Raw genomic sequence first — 18,381 nt, forward strand, 5'->3', positions numbered from 1 at the left:
CCTCTCCCAGGGCCGGTCCACGAGACCGGCCCGGTCGCCACGGCCACGCCGACCTGCGGATCCGGCCTCCGGCGCCTACGGTGAGTGCTCATCGGCATTCAACCGAACGGAGGACCCGAGGGTGGTCGAGCGGCAGCGGACCGAGAAGCCGGAGAGGCTGGCGAGGAAGCCGTACGAGCGGGAGCTGCTGCGGCTCCAGGAGGAGCTGGTGAAGCTCCAGGAGTGGGTGCGGGTCGAGGGCGCCCGGCTGGTGGTGGTCTTCGAGGGCCGCGACGCCGCCGGCAAGGGCGGGGCGATCAAGCGCGTGACGGAGTACCTCAACCCGCGCATCGCCAGGGTCGCGGCGCTGCCCACGCCGACCGAGCGGCAGAAGACCCAGTGGTACTTCCAGCGGTACGTCGAGCACCTTCCGGCCGCCGGGGAGATCGTGCTGTTCGACCGCAGCTGGTACAACCGCGCGGGCGTCGAGCGCGTGATGGGCTTCTGCAGCGACGAGGAGTACTGGCAGTTCCTGCACCAGTGCCCGACCTTCGAGCGGATGCTGACCGAATCGGGCATCCTGCTGCGCAAGTACTGGTTCTCGGTGAGCGACACCGAGCAGGAGCGGCGCTTCCGGGACCGCCTGGAGGACCCGATGAAGCGCTGGAAGCTCTCCCCGATGGACGTCGAGTCGATCACCCGCTGGGAGGACTACTCGCGGGCCAAGGACGAGATGTTCATCCACACCGACACCCCGGACTCGCCCTGGCACGTGGTGGAGAGCGACGACAAGCGCCGGGCGCGGATCAACATGATCGCCCACCTGCTGTCCACCGTGCCGTACCACGAGACCAGGGCGCCAAGGATCGAGCTGCCGCCCCGCCCCGCCTCGCGCGGCTACCAGCGGCCCCCGCGCGACCTGCAGAAGTACGTCCCGGACCACGCCGCCGGGCTGCACTAGGACGCGCCTCGGCCGCCCGGGCTGTCGGGGGCCTCGCATAGGCTTCCGGTGTGGACGAACCGGACCTCTTCACCGCCGCAGCCGAGGAACGCCAGAGCAGGGAGCCCGGCCGCGCGCCCCTGGCCGTACGGATGCGTCCGCGCACCCTGGACGAGGTGGCCGGACAGCGGCAGCTGCTGAAGCCCGGCTCGCCGCTGCGCCGGCTGGTCGCGGGCTCGCGCGGCCCGGCGGCGACCAGCTCGGTGATCCTCTGGGGGCCGCCCGGCACCGGCAAGACCACCCTGGCGCACGTGATCAGCCAGGCGGTCGAGGGCCGCTTCGTGGAGCTGTCCGCGATCACCGCCGGGGTCAAGGAGGTCCGGGCGGTGATCGACGGTGCCCGGCGGGCGGTCGGGATGTCCGGCCGGGAGACGGTGCTCTTCCTGGACGAGATCCACCGCTTCTCCAAGGCCCAGCAGGACTCGCTGCTGCCGGCCGTGGAGAACCGCTGGGTCACCCTGATCGCGGCCACCACGGAGAACCCGTACTTCTCGGTGATCTCCCCGCTGCTGTCCCGCTCGCTGCTGCTCACCCTGGAGTCGCTGACCGACGAGGACGTCCGGGCGCTGCTGCGCCGCGCGGTGGCCGACGAGCGCGGCCTGGCGGGCACGCTGGAGCTGTCCGCGGAGGCCGAGGACCACCTGGTGCGGCTGGCCGGCGGGGACGCCCGGCGGGCGCTGACCACGCTGGAGGCGGCGGCCGGAGCGGCGCTGGAGAAGAGCGAGTCGAGCATCACCCTGGCCACCACCGAGACGGCGGTCAACCAGGCGGCGGTGCGCTACGACAAGGACGGCGACCAGCACTACGACGTGGCGAGCGCGCTGATCAAGTCGATCCGCGGCAGCGACGTGGACGCCACCCTGCACTACCTGGCCCGGATGATCGAGGCGGGGGAGGACCCGCGGTTCATCGCCCGCCGGCTGATGATCTCGGCCAGCGAGGACGTCGGCCTGGCCGACCCGACGGCCCTGCAGACGGCGGTGGCGGCGGCCCAGGCGGTGGCCCTGATCGGCTTCCCGGAGGCCCGGATCATCCTGTCCCAGGCGGCCATCGCGCTGGCCCTGGCGCCCAAGTCCAACGCGGCCTACCTGGCGATCGACGCGGCGCTGGCGGACGTCAGGCAGGGCCTGGCCGGCGCCGTCCCGTCCCACCTGCGGGACGCGCACTACGGCGGTGCGGGCAAGCTCGGCCACGGCAAGGGCTACCGGTACCCGCACGACCTGCCGGAGGGCATCGCCGCCCAGCAGTACGCGCCGGACGCGGTGCACGGCAAGGAGTACTACCAGCCGACCAGGCGCGGCGGCGAGGCCCGGTACGCGGACGTGGTGGAGTGGACGCGCGGGCGGCTGCGCGGGGAGCGCAGGGTGGAGAAGAAGGACGCGACGAAGGGCGCGAAGGCGGCGGGGAGCCCGGAGCGGACGGCGGATCCCGCGGCCGGGGAGCAGCCCGGGGAAAAGGCCGAGTGATCCACGGGTATACTTCGTCGGAGTGCCATGTCCCGGGACGGCGGCGGGGGAGACCCCACCGACCGGCCGCACCAGCGGGGCACCGGCCGTAGGCCTCCTCCGGGAGGCCCGCACCAGGAGCGTCGCGCACCGTTTCGGTGTCGCGGATGGCCCGGTTCTCCGGGTCCTTCGTGTGACCAGCACGTTTCGTGCCCGGCTCCGGAGAGCGGCTGATCCCATCGCGCAGGCGGCGGGGTTTTCTCCGAGTCGCGACATGCGACCTCCGTCAACACCTGGTGAAGCCGTATTCGTAAGCAAGGAAGGTTTGGTTCATGGCGAACCAGAAGCGTCCCAAGGTCAAGATCGCGCGTGCCCTCGGTGTGCCGCTGACCCCGAAGTCCGTCAAGTACTTCGAGGCCCGCCCGTACCCGCCCGGCCAGCACGGCCGTGGCCGCAAGCAGAACTCGGACTACAAGGTCCGTCTGCTCGAGAAGCAGCGTCTGCGCGCCCAGTACGACCTGAGCGAGAAGCAGATGGCGCGCGCGTTCGACCGCGCGAAGAAGGCCGAGGGCAAGACCGGTGAGGCGCTCGTCGCCGAGCTGGAGACCCGTCTGGACTCGCTGGTGCTGCGTTCGGGCATCGCCCGCACCATCTACCAGGCCCGCCAGATGGTCGTCCACGGCCACATCGAGGTCAACGGCGGCAAGGTCAACAAGCCGTCGTACCAGATGAAGCCGGGCTTCGTGGTGACCGTCCGCGAGCGCTCCAAGGAGAAGGTCCCCTTCCAGGTCGCCCGTGAGGGTGGCTACGCGGGTGAGGGCCAGACCCCGAAGTACCTCGAGGTCAACCTGAAGGCCCTGGCCTTCCGCCTGGACCGTGCGCCGCAGCGCAAGGAGGTCCCGGTGATCTGTGACGAGCAGCTGGTCGTCGAGTACTACTCGCGCTGACCCGGCTTCGCTCTTCGCGAACACCAGCGAGCCCCCGTCGCCTTTCGAGGCGGCGGGGGCTCGTCCCTTTTCCGGTGTGCCGTCAGAGGGCCTCGCCGCTCATCGCGGCGGCCAGCCGCAGGTGCGGCCGGGCCTCCTCGGCGCGGCCCTGGCGCTCCAGGGTGCGGCCGAGCATCAGCCGGGCGTAGTCCTCGGCCGGGTCGGCCTCCAGGATCCGCAGCAGCTCGGCCTCGGCGCGGCGGAGTTGGGCCGAGTGGAAGTAGCTGCGGGCCAGCAGCAGGCGGACGGAGAGGTTGGCCGGCTCCTCGGCCAGGACCCCTTCGAGCATGCGGGCCGCGTCCGTGTAGGCCTTGGAATCGAAGTAGAACTTCGCCATGCGGTACTCGTCGGCGGCGTTGTGGACGGCCATGGTGCTCCTTCCGGGTGGTTCCTTGCCTCCTCAAGCAATCGGCAAGTTTCAACTATTCCGCATCCGCGAGGGCGCCGGTGCGGGCAGCGCCGAGAGCGGGCCCGGGGCCGCCTCCGGGTCGTGCGCGGAGCCCCCGCCGCCGAGCGCCCGGACCACCGCCGCGTCCACGTCCAGCAGGGTGCCGGCCGCGTAGCAGTCCTCGTACTCGTCGGCGGTCAGCCCGGCCAGGGCCCGCTCGGCGCACTCCTGGTGCGGCCCGAAGAAGTTCCGCGAGCCCAGGAAGGGGTTGCCGACCGCGCGCCAGATCCGGTGCGCGGCCCCCTGCAGCACCCGGGCCTCACGCAGGTTCCCCGGTTCGCCCGGCCTGCTCGGCTCGGTCTCCAGCAGCGCCAGCAGGTCGATGCCCAGCACGATGCCGAGCAGGTCGCGGAAGAGGTGGTTCAGCCGGACGCACTCCCGGGCCAGCGCCCGGGCGGGCTGCACCGCGCCGTCCAGCCAGTGCGAGTACGCCATCGCGTAGAGCACGTACCCGTAGGCCCACTGCTCGCCGTGCTCCTCGCACAGCTCGCGGGCCTGGCCGAACCAGAGCTCGCCGCTGTCCAGGTCCCCCTGGAAGAGGTAGGCCAGGCCCAGCTCCAGCATGGCCATCACCACGTTGCTGTTGAGCTCGCCGATGGTCCGGTAGTGCCAGAGCGCCTCCTCGAACAGCTCGGCGGCCCGGTCGGGGTCGTCGCCGACCAGGGCGACGCAGCCCTGGCGGTGGACGGCGTGGGCCAGGGCCCGGTCGTCCCCGGTGTCCAGGGCCTGGCGGCGGCACTCCTCCAGCACCGGGCGGGCCAGGCCGAGGTCCCCCTGGAGGGTGGCCATGTGGCCGGTCACCCACAGGGCCTTGGCCCGGGCCTCGGTGGGCTCGCGGTCCAGGGCGAGCGCGCGGTCCAGCCAGTGCCGGCCCTCGCCGAGGTGGCCGCAGCCCACCCAGTAGAACCAGAGGGTGCCGGCCAGCAGCAGGGCGATCTGCTCCTCGCCCGGCTCGGCGAGGCAGAACTCCAGCGCCGCGCGGAGGTTGGCGTGGGCCAGCTCGGTGCGCTCGGCGGTCTCCGCCTGCCGGGGGCCGAACCACTCGACCTCGCCCCAGGTGGCGACGCCCAGGTACCAGTCCCGGTGGCGGCGCAGCAGCCGCGGCTCCTCGCCGGCGGCGCGCAGCCACTGGCCGCCGTACTCGCGCAGGGTGTCCAGCAGCCGGAAGCGCACGCCGAAGGCGCTGTCCTCGCGCAGCACGACGGACTTGGCCACCAGCTCGTCGAGCAGGTCGAGCACGTCCTCGCCCTCGATGCCCTCGCCGGCGCAGACGTACTCGGCGGCCTCCAGGTCGAAGCCGCCGGCGAAGACCGACAGGCGGGCCCAGAGTAAACGTTCCTGCACGGTGCACAGCTCATGGCTCCAGCCGATGGTGGTGCGCAGCGCCCGGTGCCGGGGCAGGGCCGTCCGGGAGCCGCCGGTGAGCAGCCGGAAGCGGTCGTCCAGCCGGGCCGTGATCTGCTCCACCGACAGGGCGCGCAGCCGGCCGGCGGCCAGCTCCACGGCCAGCGGGATGCCGTCCAGCCGGCGGCAGAGCAGCGTGACCGCCTCCGCGTTGGCCTCCGTCACCTCGAAGGACGGCAGCACCGCCCGGGCCCGGTCGGCGAACAGCCGTACCGCCTCCGGCAGCGTGTCCGGCCGCACCGGGCCGACGGGCGCCGGGCCGGCCGGCAGCGGAGCCAGGCCCAGCAGGTGCTCGCCCGAGGCCCGCAGGGCGGTGCGGCTGGTGGCCAGCAGCCGCAGGCCGGGCAGCGCCCGCAGCAGCGCGTCGGCCAGCTCGGCGCAGGCCTCCACCAGGTGCTCGCAGCCGTCCAGCACCAGCAGCAGGCGCCGGCCGTCCAACCGCTCGGTGAGGACGTCCAGCGGCGGACGGGCGGTGCCGTCGGCGAGCCGCAGTGCCTCCAGGACGGCGTGGCCGAGCAGTAGCCCGTCCTGCACCGGGGCCACGTCCACCAGCCAGGTGCCGTCCGGGAACGCGTCGGCCGCCCGGGCCGCGGCGCGCAGCGCCAGCCGGCTCTTGCCCACGCCGCCCGGCCCGGTGACGGTCACCAGCCGGGCCGAGGCCAGCAGGCCGGCCAGTTCGGCCAGCTCCTCCCGCCGCCCGACGAAGCCCGTCACCTCGGCCGGCAGCCGCCCGGGCTCCGGCTCGTACGGCCCCGGACCGGGCTCCCCCGGCCGTGCTCTCCAGTCCCCGGCCAAAGGCTGCTCCCCGTGTTCGGGCCGGACCGCCGCGGTCCGGACGTGCGTCGGGCCGTACGGGCGACGGCCTGCCAGGCAGAACGAGGTGACCGGCCGGTAGGTTACGCGCGCGGATCGCACACCCGACCGGATCGCCGGGGAAAGAACCCGGTCCGGGAATCGGGCGTGGGCGCGATAGGGTTCCGTCTGTAGATCTGCAAGGCGAGGGAGCGCGCAAAGGTGTCCGTGGGAGAGCTGGCCGGATTGCTCGTCGCCGTGTTCTGGGCGGTCCTGGTCACCCTGCTCGCCGTGGTGCTGGTCCGCCTCTCCCGGGTCCTCAAGGAGGCCGCCGTCCTGGTCTCCGCGGTCACCGAGCAGGCCGTCCCGCTGCTGACCGACGCGGGCGCCGCCGTGCGCAGCGCCAACGAGCAGCTGGATCGGGTCGACGAGATCACCGCCAACGTGCAGGACGCCGCCGCCAACGCCAACGCGCTCTCCTCCACCGTGGCCGCCACCCTGGGCGGACCGCTGGTGAAGGTCGCGGCGTTCAGCTACGGCGTGCGCAAGGCCGTCGCCCGGCAGCAGGGCGGCCTTCCGCCGATGCCCTCGCAGGCCGGCGAGCGCGAGGAGCTGGCCCGGCTGGTCCGGGCCGAGGTGCGCGCCGCGACCGCGCCCAGGAGCGGCCTGCTCTCCCGGGTCCGGCGCGCGGTGAGGGGCTGACGGCATGGTGCGACGCGTCTTCTGGATGGCGGTCGGTGCCGGTGCCACCGTCTGGGCCATGAACAAGGCCAACGAGGCCGTGCACCGGCTCACCCCGGACAGCCTCTCCGGTACCGCCGCCCGCGGTGCGCTGCACCTGGGCGACCTGGCCAAGCAGTTCGCCCGGGACGTGAAGGCCGGCATGGCCGAGCGCGAGGAGCAGCTGAAGGACGACCTCGGGCTGCACGGCACCGCCGTGGCGGAGCCCCGCGCGGACCGCCGGGTCCTGCGCGGCGAGCCGCAGTACCGAGCTATCTCGGCGGCGCCCGGTCGCCCGGCCGCCGCCCTGCCCCCGTCCCGCGCCCGTTCCGTGACCGACGGCGCCCGTACCACCCCCCAGACCACTGAAGAAACGCCCCGCCGCGCCCTGCCGCCGCGGGGCGGCATCCCGAACCGGAAGGACCACTAATGGAGTCGGCTGAGATCCGCCGCCGCTGGCTGCGCTTCTTCGAGGAGCGCGGCCACACCGTCGTTCCGTCGGCGTCCCTGGTCGCCGACGACCCCACCCTGCTGCTCGTCAACGCCGGCATGGTGCCGTTCAAGCCCTACTTCCTGGGCGAGGTCAAGCCGCAGTTCTCGCGCGCCACCAGCGTCCAGAAGTGCGTGCGCACCCTGGACATCGAGGAGGTCGGGAAGACCACCCGGCACGGCTCCTTCTTCCAGATGTGCGGCAACTTCTCCTTCGGCGACTACTTCAAGGAAGGAGCCATCAAGTTCGCGTGGGACCTGCTCACCACGCCCGTCGCGGACGGTGGCTACGGCCTGGAGAAGGAGAAGCTCTGGATCACCGTCTACAAGGACGACGACGAGGCCGAGCTGATCTGGCGTGACGTCATCGGCGTGCCCTCGGAGCGCATCCAGCGCCTGGGCATGAAGGACAACTTCTGGTCGATGGGCGTCCCCGGCCCGTGCGGCCCGTGCTCGGAGATCAACTACGACCGCGGCCCCGCGTACGGCGAGGAGGGCGGCCCGGCCGTCAACGGCGAGCGCTACCTGGAGATCTGGAACCTGGTCTTCATGCAGTACGAGCGCGGCCACGGCGACGGCAAGGACGGCTTCGAGATCCTCGGCGACCTGCCGAGCCGGAACATCGACACCGGCCTGGGCCTGGAGCGCCTGGCCGCCGTCCTGCAGGGCGTCGACAACCTCTTCGAGATCGACACCAGCCGGATGATCCTCGACCGTGCCGCCGAGCTCACCGGCCACACCTACGGCGCCGACCACAAGTCGGACGTCTCGCTGCGAGTGGTCACCGACCACATCCGCACCGCGCTGATGCTGGTCGGCGACGGCGTCACCCCCGGCAACGAGGGCCGCGGCTACGTGCTGCGCCGCATCCTGCGCCGCGCCATCCGCAACATGCGCCTGCTGGGCGCCACCGAGCCGGTGGCCAAGGAGCTCATCGACGTCGCGATCAAGGCGATGGCCCCGCAGTACCCCGAGCTGGAGAGCGACCGCAAGCGCATCGAGACGGTCGTCGTCGGCGAGGAGGCGGCCTTCCTGCAGACCCTGAAGGCCGGCACCAACCTGCTGGACGTCGCGGTCACCGAGACCAAGCAGTCCGGCGGCGCGGTGCTCTCCGGCGAGCAGGCGTTCAAGCTGCACGACACCTACGGCTTCCCGATCGACCTGACCCTGGAGATGGCCGAGGAGCAGGGCCTCCAGGTGGACGAGGCCGGCTTCCGCCGCCTCATGCAGGAGCAGCGGGACCGGGCCAAGGCGGACGCCAAGGCCAAGAAGATGGGCCACGCCGACGTCGCCGCGTACCGCGAGGTCGCCGACAAGTCCGGCGCCAGCGTCTTCACCGGCTACAACCTCACCGAGGGCGAGGCCACCGTCGTCGGCCTGCTGGTGGACGGCGTCCCCTCGCCGGCCGCCTCCGAGGGCGACGAGGTCGAGATCATCCTCGACCGCACCCCGTTCTACGCCGAGGGCGGCGGCCAGCTCGCCGACCAGGGCCGGATCCGGCTGGAGTCCGGCGCGGTGGTGGAGATCCGCGACGTGCAGCAGCCCGTCCCGGGCGTCATCGTGCACTCCGGCGGGGTGCTGTTCGGCGAGGTCGTGCTGGGCGCCTCGGCGTACGCCACGATCGACACCGAGCGCCGCCGGGCGATCGCCCGCGCCCACTCGGCCACCCACCTGACCCACCAGGCGCTGCGCGACGCGCTCGGCCCGACGGCCGCCCAGGCCGGCTCCGAGAACGCCCCCGGCCGCTTCCGCTTCGACTTCGGCTCGCCCGCCGCCGTCCCCGGCAGCGTGCTGGTCGACGTCGAGCAGAAGATCAACGACGTGCTGACCCGCGAGCTGGAGGTCACCGCCGAGGTCATGACGATGGACCAGGCCCGCAAGGCCGGCGCCATCGCGATGTTCGGCGAGAAGTACGGCGACGAGGTCCGGGTCGTCACGATCGGCGACTTCTCCAAGGAGCTGTGCGGTGGCACCCACGTCGGCAACACCGCCCAGCTGGGCCTGGTGAAGCTGCTCGGCGAGTCCTCGATCGGCTCCGGTGTGCGCCGCGTCGAGGCGCTGGTCGGTTCCGACGCGTACCGCTTCCTGGCCCGTGAGCACACGGTGGTCTCCCAGCTCACCGAGCTGGTCAAGGGCCGCCCGGAGGAGCTGCCGGAGAAGATCTCGGGCATGCTCGCCAAGCTCAAGGACGCCGAGAAGGAGATCGAGCGCTTCCGCGCCGAGAAGGTGCTGGCCGCCGCGGCGGGCCTGGCCGACTCGGCCGAGGACGTCCACGGCGTCGCCGTGGTCGCCGCGCAGGTCGCCGACGGCGTGGGCGCGGACGAGCTGCGCAAGCTGGTCCTGGACGTGCGCGGCCGCCTCGGCTCGCGCCCGGCCGTGGTCGCCGCCTTCACGGTGGCCAACGACCGCCCGCTGACCGTGATCGCCACCAACGAGGACGCCCGCGGCCGCGGCATCAAGGCCGGTGAGCTGGTCCGGACCGCCGCCAAGACCCTCGGCGGCGGCGGTGGCGGCAAGGACGATGTCGCCCAGGGCGGCGGCTCCAACCCGGCCGCGGTCGGCGAGGCCATCGCCGCGGTGCGCGGCCTGGTCGCGGAGCGCGCCAGCTGATGGAACCGGAGGAGAGGCCCTTCCGGCGCGGGCGGCGGATCGCCGTCGACGTCGGGGACGCCCGGATCGGGGTCGCGTCCTGCGACCCCGACGGGGTGCTCGCCACGCCCGTGGAGACCGTCCCGGCCGGGGTGAAGTCCCAGGCCAGGATCGCCGCCATCGTCGACGAGTACGGCGCGATGGAGGTGATCGTCGGGCTGCCCCGCTCGCTCAGCGGCAAGGAGGGCCCGGCGGCGGAGAAGGTCCGGGCGTACGCGGCCCGGCTGGCGAACCGGCTCTACCCGGTGCCGGTGCGGCTGGTGGACGAGCGGATGTCGACCGTCACCGCGACCCACGGGCTGCGCGCCTCGGGGGTCAAGGCGAAGAAGGGCCGCTCGGTGGTCGACCAGGCCGCCGCGGTGGTGATCCTGCAGACCGCCCTTGAGTCCGAACGGGTGAGCGGACGCCCTCCCGGTGAGAGCGTCGAGGCGGTCGGCTGATCCGCCTGATCTAACGTCCCGTTGAGGGGTCCGTGCGGACGCGTCCGCACGGACCCCTTTTCGTTGGTTTCCGTGTCCGATTTGGATCGGTTCATATCGATCCGGATCGATCTGGGATCGCCGAAGGGGCGCGCCATGACCGACCAGGACTTCCACCCCGGCCTCACCCCCGGGCACCTGGGTGCGCCGGTACTGGAACCGGAGGGCCGTCCACCGGGCGCGCCCCGTCCGCGCTTCGATGCGCCGGATCCGCACCGACGGCGCAACGGACTGGCCTGCGGGCTCACCGCGCTCGCGCTGATCGCCGTCTTCGGCGGGATCGGGCTCACCGGGTACACCTGGTTCCAGGCGCAGCGCAAGCCCCCGGCCGCCGCCGACTTCGCCGGGCAGGGCACCGGCAGCGTGCAGGTCTCGGTGCCGGAGGGCGCGGGCCTCTCCCAGATCGCGTCCGCGCTGGTCCGCAACGGTGTGGTGGCCAGCTCGCTCGCCTTCACCCGGGCGGCCAAGGGCAGCGCGGCGGCGGCCGGCCGGATCCAGCCCGGGACGTACACCCTGAAGCTGAAGATGTCGGCCGCGGCGGCACTGGCGGTCCTGATCGACCCGGCCAACGCCAACGGCCTGACCATCCCCGAGGGCTGGCGCGGCTACCAGATCTACGCGGCCATCGACAAGAAGCTGAACCTGCCCGAGGGCACCGCCCAGAAGACCGCCCAGGAGCAGGGCGCCGAACTCGGCCTGCCGGACTTCACCAACGGCAGCCCGGAGGGCTACCTGTTCCCGGCGACGTACAGCGTCACCGAGGGCACCACCGCCTTCGACCTGCTGAAGCAGATGGTGGACCGGGCCGGCAAGGAGTTCAGCCGGGACGACGCCACGGTGGTCGCGCAGAACCTCGGGCAGAGCGTGTACGGGCTGGTCACCGTCGCCAGCATGGTCCAGGGCGAGGCCGACAACACCGCGGACATGGGCAAGGTGGCCCGGGTCATCTACAACCGGCTGGCCAAGGGCATGCCCCTGCAGCTGGACTCCACCATCAACTACGCGCTCGGCCGCTCGACCCTGAACACCTCGGTGACCGACACCAGGCTGGACTCCCCGTACAACACCTACCTGCACGCCGGGCTGCCGCCGAGCCCCATCTCCAACCCCGGGCGGCAGGCGATCATGGCGGCGCTGGACCCGACGCCGGGGGACTGGCTGTACTTCGTCACCGTCAAGCCGGGGGACACCCGCTTCACCGACAGTTTCGACGTCCAGCAACGCAACGTGGCCGAGTTCAACGCCAACCGGGCGGCGGCCAAGCCGAGCGCCGCGGAGTCCGGCGCCTCCTCGGGCCCGGCCTCCCCGGCCTCCCCGGCGGCCTCCGGTCCGGGGGCCGCGGGCGGGGCCGGTGCGCCGTCCGGCGCCGGTGGGGGGACACCGTAACGGAGTTGTGCGCCGTCGGTGAGATCGCTCACTGACGGTGCTTCCGCCCGGCCGGGGGTGAGGCTGCGGTACGGTAACGTCTCCCTCCAGGCGCTGCGCTAGCACGCCGGTTCGAGAATCAGCCGGGACGGCGTCGTCCCGGACGGCCGGTTTGATCCTCCGGTCGTCACCGTCGGTTAAGGGGATCAATGACCGATCTGGGTGGGGGCTACAACCCCCAGGGCGAGCCGTGGCACCCCGGTGATCCCGGGTACGACGGCCGGCAGCCGGTCCCCGGCCAGCAGGACGGCCAGTGGCAGCAGCAGTACCCGCAGCAGGGCCAGGCGGTCCAGCAGCCGTACGGGGACGTGCAGCAGGGGTACGCGCAGCAGCAGATGACCCCGCAGATGCAGCAGCAGATGATGGCGCAGCAGGGCTACCCGCAGCAGCAGGTGCCCCAGCAGCAGATGCCGCAGCAGGGCTACCAGGGCGGTCAGCAGGGCTACCCGCAGCAGATGGCGCAGCAGGGCTACCCCCAGCAGGGGTACGGACAGCCGCAGCAGATGATGGCGCAGCAGGGCTACCCGCAGCAGCAGGTGCCCCAGCAGCCGATGGCGCAGCAGGGCTACGCCCAGCAGGGATTCCCCGTCGACGGGCAGCAGGCACCGCAGCAGCAGATGCCGCAGCAGGCCCGGGCCCAGCAGCAGGCGCCGCAGCAGGGCCAGCCGCAACAGCAGGTGCGGCAGGACCAGCCGCAGGAACCCCGGCGGGGCCGGCGGCGGGCGGCGCCGGCGCCCGAGCCCGAGCCCGTGCCGGCCTCCGGCCCCGGACCGGACGGGATCGACTGGGAGGCCGAGGCCGCCGCGCTGGAGGCCGGTGCCGACCCGGTCCGCGCCGCGCACGAGGGCGCGACGCAGGAGTGGGACGGCCACGAGGACGGCCGCCACGAGGCCGACGGCTACCCCGACGAGCACGCCGAGGCCGGGGAGAACGGCTTCCTCGGCGACCAGGACGACTCCCGCGAGGCCCAGAAGAAGCGCAAGGAGAAGGGCAAGAAGTCGGGCCGCCGCAACGGCGGTGCCTGTCTGGTGGTCGCGCTGGTGCTGCTCGGTGCCATGGGCGGGGCCGGCTGGTGGGGCTACGGCTTCTACCAGGACCACTTCGGCCCGGCGCCGGACTTCACCGGTGAGGGCACCGGCTCCGTCCAGGTCGAGGTCAAGAAGGGCGCGGTCGGCGGGCAGATCGGCCTGGCGCTGAAGAACGCCGGCGTGGTCAAGAGCGTCGACGCGTTCAGCGAGGCCTGCAAGGCCGAACCCAAGTGCGGCACCATCCAGTACGGCTACTACGGGCTGAAGAAGGAGCTGCCGGCCGCGGCCGCGCTCAAGGAGCTGCTCGCCCAGGCGGGCGGTGCCGCGGTCGTCGTCCCGGAGGGCAAGAACTCCACCGAGATCTACACCCTGATCGACACCAAGCTGAAGCTGCAGCCGGGCACCACCGCGGGCGTTGCCAAGGCCCAGGTCAACGACCTCGGCCTGCCGCCGTACGCCAACGGCAACATCGAGGGCTTCCTCTGGCCGACCCGCTACAACATCGCCGAGGGCATGAAGCCCGAGGACCTGCTCAAGCAGATGGTGAAGAACGCCACCGAGAAGTACGCGGGACTGGACGCCCAGGCCGCCTCGGTGGGGCTGAAGACCGGCTACGAGGTGATCGTCGAGGCGAGCATCCTCCAGCGCGAGGGCAACAACCCGGAAGACTTCGCCAAGATGGCCAAGACCATCCAGAACCGGCTGGCGGCCGGCGGCGAGATCAACCACCGGCTCGGCATGGACACCACGCTCCAGTACTCGCTGGGCCGCAAGGACCTCGACAAGAAGGACATGGACGACGCGTCCAACAAGTACAACACCTACATCAACCCGGGCCTGCCGCCCGGTCCGATCTCCAACCCCGGCGACGACGCGCTCAACGCGACGCTGCACCCGGCGGACGGAAAGTGGCTGTACTTCATCGCGATGTCCCCGACCCAGACGCGGTTCGCCGAGACGAGCAAGGAGCACTACGCCAACGTCAAGGAGTACTGCCAGTCGGCCGGGCAGAGCTTCGACGAGGCGCGCGGCCACTGCACCACCAAGAAGTAGCCCCGGCCCGGAAGCAGCCCACGGCCGGCCGACAGTTCGCGGAGAGACAGCGTTGACCAGCAAGCACCGGGCGGCCGTACTCGGCTCGCCGATCGCCCACTCGCTCTCGCCCGACCTGCACCGGGCGGCCTTCGCGGCGCTCGGGCTGGACGGCTGGCGCTACGACCGCTTCGAGGTCGACGAGGCCGGGCTGCCCGGGTTCGTCGCGGGGCTGGACGAGGCCGAGTGGGGCGGGCTGTCGCTCACCATGCCGCTGAAGCGGGCGATCATCCCGCTGCTCGACGAGGTCAGCGCCACGGCCCGCTCGGTGGACGCGGTGAACACCGTGGTGTTCACCGCCGACGGCCGGCGCACCGGGGACAACACCGACGTCCCCGGGCTGGTCAACGCGCTGCGCGAGCGCGGGATCACCGAGGTGGCCGAGGCGGCCGTCCTGGGGGCCGGGGCCACCGCCTCCTCGGCGCTGGCCGCGCTCGCCCAGATCTGCACCGGCGAGGTGACGGTCTACGTGCGCAGTGCCGAGCGGGCCCGGGAGATGGCCGGGCTGGGCGAGCGGCTGGGACTGGCCGTGCGCACCGCCGACTGGGAGCGCGGCGCCGAGGCGCTGGCCCGGCCGCTGACCGTCTCCACCACGCCGGTCGGCGCGACCGACGCCTTCGCCGACGCGCTGCCCGCCGAGCCGGGCGCGCTGTTCGACGTGCTGTACCACCCGTGGCCGACGGCCCTGGCCGCGGCCTGCGCCGGGCGCGGGGCGACCGTCCTGGGCGGGCTGGACCTGCTGGTGCACCAGGCGGTGCTGCAGAACGAGGCCTTCACCGGGCGGAGGCCCGGGCCGTTGGCGGCGATGCGCGCCGCGGGCGAGAAGGCGCTCGCCGGGCACTGAACCGGTGCCTCGTCCGGGCTCCTTCCCGGCCGGATCGTGGCCGGTTGCCGTCCGTCACGCGGACTGTGCCCCCGGGGGCCGCTGGGGCATGAAAGGATTCAGGGACAAGGCACGCCCGGGCGGGCCCCGGCGGTGCCGTGGTCCGGTCCGCTGATGAAGGAGCTCCGTTGGGTACGTTGCGCTGGCTGACGGCGGGGGAGTCGCACGGCCCCGCACTCGTCGCGACGCTGGAAGGCCTGCCCGCCGGTGTACCGGTCACCACCGACGTGGTGGCCGACGCGCTGGCGCGCCGCCGGCTCGGTTACGGCCGCGGGGCGCGGATGAAGTTCGAGCAGGACGAGGTGACCTTCCTCGGCGGCGTCCGGCACGGGGTGACCATGGGCAGCCCCGTCGCGATCATGGTCGGCAACACCGAGTGGCCGAAGTGGGAGCAGGTCATGTCGGCCGACCCGGTCGACCCCGAGGTGCTGGCGGGTCTGGCCCGCAACGAGGCGCTCACCCGCCCCCGGCCCGGCCACGCCGACCTGGCCGGCATGCAGAAGTACTCGATCGAGGAGGCCCGGCCGATCCTGGAGCGCGCCAGCGCCCGGGAGACGGCCGCCCGGGTCGCGCTGGGCGCCGTCGCCCGCGCGTACCTGCGCGAGGTCGCCGGGATCGAGATCGTTAGCCACGTGGTCGAGCTGGCCGCCGCCAAGGCGCCGGCCGGCGTGGTGCCGCTGCCCTCGGACGAGGCGCGGCTGGACGAGGACCCGGTGCGCTGCCTGGACGCCGACGCGTCGAAGGCGATGGTCGCCGAGATCGACCAGGCCCACAAGGACGGCGACACCCTGGGCGGCGTGGTCGAGGTGCTGGCGTACGGCGTGCCGGTGGGCCTCGGCTCGCACGTGCACTGGGACCGCCGGCTGGACGCGCGGCTGGCCGCCGCGCTGATGGGCATCCAGGCGATCAAGGGCGTCGAGGTCGGCGACGGCTTCGAGCTGGCCCGGGTGCCGGGCTCCCAGGCGCACGACGAGATCGTTCCGACCTCCGAGGGCGTCAAGCGCACCTCCGGCCGCTCCGGCGGCACCGAGGGCGGCCTGTCCACCGGCGAGGTGCTGCGGGTGCGTGCCGCGATGAAGCCGATCGCCACCGTGCCGCGGGCGCTGCAGACCCTGGACGTGCGCACCGGCGAGCCGGCCAAGGCGCACCACCAGCGTTCGGACGTCTGCGCCGTCCCGGCCGCGGGCATCGTCGCCGAGGCGATGGTCGCGCTGGTGCTGGCGGACGCGGTCAACGAGAAGTTCGGCGGTGACAACGTCACCGAGACCCGCCGCAACGTGCAGGGCTACCTCGACAACCTGATCATCCGATGACCTCCCCTGTCATCGTGCTGGTCGGGCCGCCCGGCAGTGGCAAGTCCACCGTCGGGCGGCTCCTGGCCGAGCGCCTGGGCGTCGGCTTCCGGGACACCGACGCCGACGTCGAGGCGACGGCCGGCAAGCCCATCCCGGAGATCTTCATCGACGAGGGCGAGCCGCACTTCCGCGCGCTGGAGGCGGCCGCCGTCCGCGCGGCCGCCGAGGGGTACGACGGCGTGCTGGCGCTCGGCGGCGGCGCGGTGCTGGCCGAGGCCACCCGCGCGCTGCTGCGCGAGCTGCCGGTGGTCCTCCTGGAGGTCCCGCTCGCCGACGCGGTCAAGCGGGTCGGCCTGGACGCCCCGCGGCCGCTGCTCGCCGTCAACCCGCGGGCCCGCTGGCGCGAGCTGATGGAGGCCCGCCGCCCCCTCTACCTGGAGGTGGCCACCGCCGTGGTCGACACCGCCGGGCGCGGCCCGGAGCAGGTCGCGGACGCCGTACTGGAAGCACTGGAGCTGAAGACCCCCCATGACTGACACCACCGTCAGGATCCACGTCGGCGGGAGCGCCGGCCACGACCCGTACGACGTGCTGATCGGGCACCAGCTGCTCGGTGAGCTGGCGCCGCTGATCGGCGCCCGGGCCAAGCGGGTCGCGATCATCCACCCGGAGGCGCTGGCCGCCACCGCCGACGCGATCCGCGAGGACCTGGTCGGCGAGGGCTACGAGGCCATCGCGCTCCAGGTGCCCAACGCCGAGGACGCCAAGAGCGCCGAGGTCGCCGCGTACTGCTGGTCGGTGCTCGGGCAGACCGGGTTCACCCGCAGCGACGTCGTCGTCGGCCTCGGCGGCGGCGCCACCACCGACCTGGCCGGGTTCGTCGCCGCCACCTGGCTGCGCGGGGTGCGCTGGATCTCCATGCCCACCACGCTGCTCGGCATGGTCGACGCGGCCGTCGGCGGCAAGACCGGCATCAACATCGCCGAGGGCAAGAACATGGTCGGCGCCTTCCACCCGCCGGTGGGCGTGCTGGCCGACCTCGGCACCCTGGAGACCGTGCCCAAGCACGACTACGTCTCCGGCCTCGCCGAGGTCATCAAGTGCGGCTTCATCGCCGACCCGGCCATCCTCGACCTGATCGAGGCCGACCCGGAGGGCGCGAAGTCGCCGGCCGGCCCGCACACCGTGGAGCTGATCCGCCGGGCCATCCAGGTCAAGGCCGACGTGGTCTCCGGGGACCTCAAGGAGTCCGGCCGCCGCGAGATCCTCAACTACGGCCACACCCTCGGCCACGCCATCGAGCGCAACGAGCGGTACAAGTGGCGGCACGGCGCCGCGATCTCCATCGGCATGGTCTTCGCCGCCGAACTCGGCCGCCTGGCAGGGCGGTTGGACGACGAGACGGCCGACCGGCACCGCACCGTGCTGGCCTCGGTCGGCCTGCCGCTGAGCTACCGGGCGGACGCCTGGCCGAAGCTGCTGGACGCGATGAAGATCGACAAGAAGTCCCGCGGCGACCTGATCCGCTTCATCGTGCTGGACGGCCTGGGCAAGACCTCCGTGCTGGAGGGCCCCGACCCGTCGCTGCTGGTCGCCGCGTACGCGGAGGTCTCGGCGTGACCAGGGTGATGGTGCTCAACGGCCCCAACCTGGGCCGGCTGGGCAGCCGCGAGCCGGACGTCTACGGCGCCACCTCGTACGCCGGACTGGTCGAGCGCTGCACCGCGCTGGGCAAGGAGTTCGGCTTCGAGGTGGAGGTGCACGAGACCAACTCCGAGCAGCAGATGGTGGAGTGGCTGCACGAGGCCGCCGACGGGCAGGTGCCCGTGGTGATCAACCCCGGTGCGTTCACGCACTACTCGTACGCGATGCGGGACGCCGCGGCCCAGCGCACCGCGCCGCTGATCGAGGTGCACATCTCCAACCCGTACGCCCGGGAGACCTTCCGGCACACCTCGGTGATCGCCGCCGTGGCCTCCGGCACCGTCGCCGGCTTCGGGCTCGGCTCCTACGAGCTGGCGCTGCGCGCGCTGGCCGAGCGGCTCACCACCCGCTGAGGGCGCGGGCGGTGGCCCGGCGGCGGACTGTGCCCGCCGCCGGGCCTCCGTGTAGTGTCCCCGCTGAGAGGTGTCGGGAGGTGCCGTGACGCAGTACGCCGGAGGCGGGCAGGTCCCGCCGCGTCCCGTCGTTCCGCCGGTGCCGCCGGAGGGCGGCCCGCGGGGGACGTCGCCGGGGGCGCCGGTCTCCCCGCCGTCCCAGCCGCCGTC

At 73.0% G+C, this 18,381-nt stretch carries 16 protein-coding genes; 14 read left to right on the top strand and 2 right to left on the bottom strand.

Annotated elements, in window-relative coordinates; genetic code table 11:
- The first annotated feature begins 121 nt into the window (after window positions 1-121).
- The 3 genes from ppk2 (at window position 122) to rpsD (ending at window position 3,371) form a co-directional block, all read left to right on the top strand.
- Window positions 122-940 carry a polyphosphate kinase 2 gene (ppk2, locus tag AB0E96_RS12885; protein WP_359822142.1) on the top strand — a complete coding sequence of 273 codons (819 nt, stop codon included), beginning with the start codon at window positions 122-124 and terminating at the stop codon, window positions 938-940.
- A gap of 50 nt (window positions 941-990) precedes the next feature.
- The gene (locus tag AB0E96_RS12890) at window positions 991-2,445 is read left to right on the top strand and encodes a replication-associated recombination protein A (protein WP_359822145.1); all 1,455 of its coding nucleotides are present in this window, start codon (window positions 991-993) and stop codon (window positions 2,443-2,445) included.
- 311 nt (window positions 2,446-2,756) lie between these two features.
- Complete coding sequence (rpsD, locus tag AB0E96_RS12895) at window positions 2,757-3,371, top strand: 30S ribosomal protein S4 (protein WP_063346792.1); 615 nt, start codon at window positions 2,757-2,759, stop codon at window positions 3,369-3,371.
- 82 nt (window positions 3,372-3,453) lie between these two features.
- Here rpsD and AB0E96_RS12900 read toward each other — a convergent pair whose 3' ends face one another.
- Entirely contained in the window at window positions 3,454-3,780 is a 327-nt protein-coding gene (locus AB0E96_RS12900) for a tetratricopeptide repeat protein (RefSeq protein WP_359822148.1), read from the bottom strand.
- Between the two features lie 48 nt (window positions 3,781-3,828).
- On the bottom strand, window positions 3,829-6,057 hold the full coding sequence (locus AB0E96_RS12905) for a regulator (RefSeq protein ID WP_359822151.1): 2,229 nt from the start codon (window positions 6,055-6,057) through the stop codon (window positions 3,829-3,831).
- A gap of 219 nt (window positions 6,058-6,276) precedes the next feature.
- On the opposite strand from AB0E96_RS12905, the gene AB0E96_RS12910 reads away from it, so the two are divergent.
- The 11 genes from AB0E96_RS12910 to aroQ all read left to right on the top strand — a co-directional run bounded on the left by AB0E96_RS12910 (window position 6,277) and on the right by aroQ (window position 18,171).
- Window positions 6,277-6,756, top strand: coding sequence for a DUF948 domain-containing protein (locus tag AB0E96_RS12910; RefSeq protein WP_359822154.1), 480 nt, complete (start codon window positions 6,277-6,279; stop codon window positions 6,754-6,756).
- Window positions 6,757-6,760: 4 nt separating this feature from the next.
- Window positions 6,761-7,204, top strand: coding sequence for a DUF6167 family protein (locus AB0E96_RS12915; RefSeq protein WP_359822157.1), 444 nt, complete (start codon window positions 6,761-6,763; stop codon window positions 7,202-7,204).
- Window positions 7,204-9,873 (top strand): alanine--tRNA ligase, encoded by a 2,670-nt coding sequence (gene alaS, locus AB0E96_RS12920; protein ID WP_359822159.1) that lies wholly within the window; start codon window positions 7,204-7,206, stop codon window positions 9,871-9,873. The genes AB0E96_RS12915 and alaS overlap by 1 nt, the downstream gene beginning before the upstream one ends.
- Window positions 9,873-10,352 carry a Holliday junction resolvase RuvX gene (gene ruvX / locus AB0E96_RS12925; protein ID WP_359822161.1) on the top strand — a complete coding sequence of 160 codons (480 nt, stop codon included), beginning with the start codon at window positions 9,873-9,875 and terminating at the stop codon, window positions 10,350-10,352. Before alaS ends, ruvX begins: the two co-directional genes overlap by 1 nt.
- 135 nt (window positions 10,353-10,487) lie before the next feature.
- Window positions 10,488-11,777, top strand: coding sequence for an endolytic transglycosylase MltG (gene mltG / locus AB0E96_RS12930; RefSeq protein WP_359822164.1), 1,290 nt, complete (start codon window positions 10,488-10,490; stop codon window positions 11,775-11,777).
- A gap of 188 nt (window positions 11,778-11,965) precedes the next feature.
- Window positions 11,966-13,897, top strand: a complete 1,932-nt coding sequence (gene mltG, locus AB0E96_RS12935; protein WP_359822166.1) for an endolytic transglycosylase MltG — start codon at window positions 11,966-11,968, stop codon at window positions 13,895-13,897.
- Between the two features lie 52 nt (window positions 13,898-13,949).
- On the top strand, window positions 13,950-14,780 hold the full coding sequence (locus tag AB0E96_RS12940) for a shikimate dehydrogenase (protein WP_359822168.1): 831 nt from the start codon (window positions 13,950-13,952) through the stop codon (window positions 14,778-14,780).
- A 167-nt stretch (window positions 14,781-14,947) separates the two neighbouring features.
- Window positions 14,948-16,132 (top strand): chorismate synthase, encoded by a 1,185-nt coding sequence (gene aroC, locus AB0E96_RS12945; RefSeq protein ID WP_359822170.1) that lies wholly within the window; start codon window positions 14,948-14,950, stop codon window positions 16,130-16,132.
- Complete coding sequence (locus AB0E96_RS12950; protein WP_359822173.1) at window positions 16,129-16,650, top strand: shikimate kinase; 522 nt, start codon at window positions 16,129-16,131, stop codon at window positions 16,648-16,650. The genes aroC and AB0E96_RS12950 overlap by 4 nt, the downstream gene beginning before the upstream one ends.
- Window positions 16,643-17,734 carry a 3-dehydroquinate synthase gene (gene aroB, locus AB0E96_RS12955; protein WP_359822175.1) on the top strand — a complete coding sequence of 364 codons (1,092 nt, stop codon included), beginning with the start codon at window positions 16,643-16,645 and terminating at the stop codon, window positions 17,732-17,734. The genes AB0E96_RS12950 and aroB overlap by 8 nt, the downstream gene beginning before the upstream one ends.
- Window positions 17,735-17,742: 8 nt before the next feature.
- On the top strand, window positions 17,743-18,171 hold the full coding sequence (gene aroQ / locus AB0E96_RS12960; RefSeq protein WP_359822181.1) for a type II 3-dehydroquinate dehydratase: 429 nt from the start codon (window positions 17,743-17,745) through the stop codon (window positions 18,169-18,171).
- Window positions 18,172-18,381: the final 210 nt, after the last annotated feature.

The sequence above is a fragment of the Kitasatospora sp. NPDC036755 genome (assembly GCF_040636595.1).
Lineage (GTDB): Bacteria > Actinomycetota > Actinomycetes > Streptomycetales > Streptomycetaceae > Kitasatospora.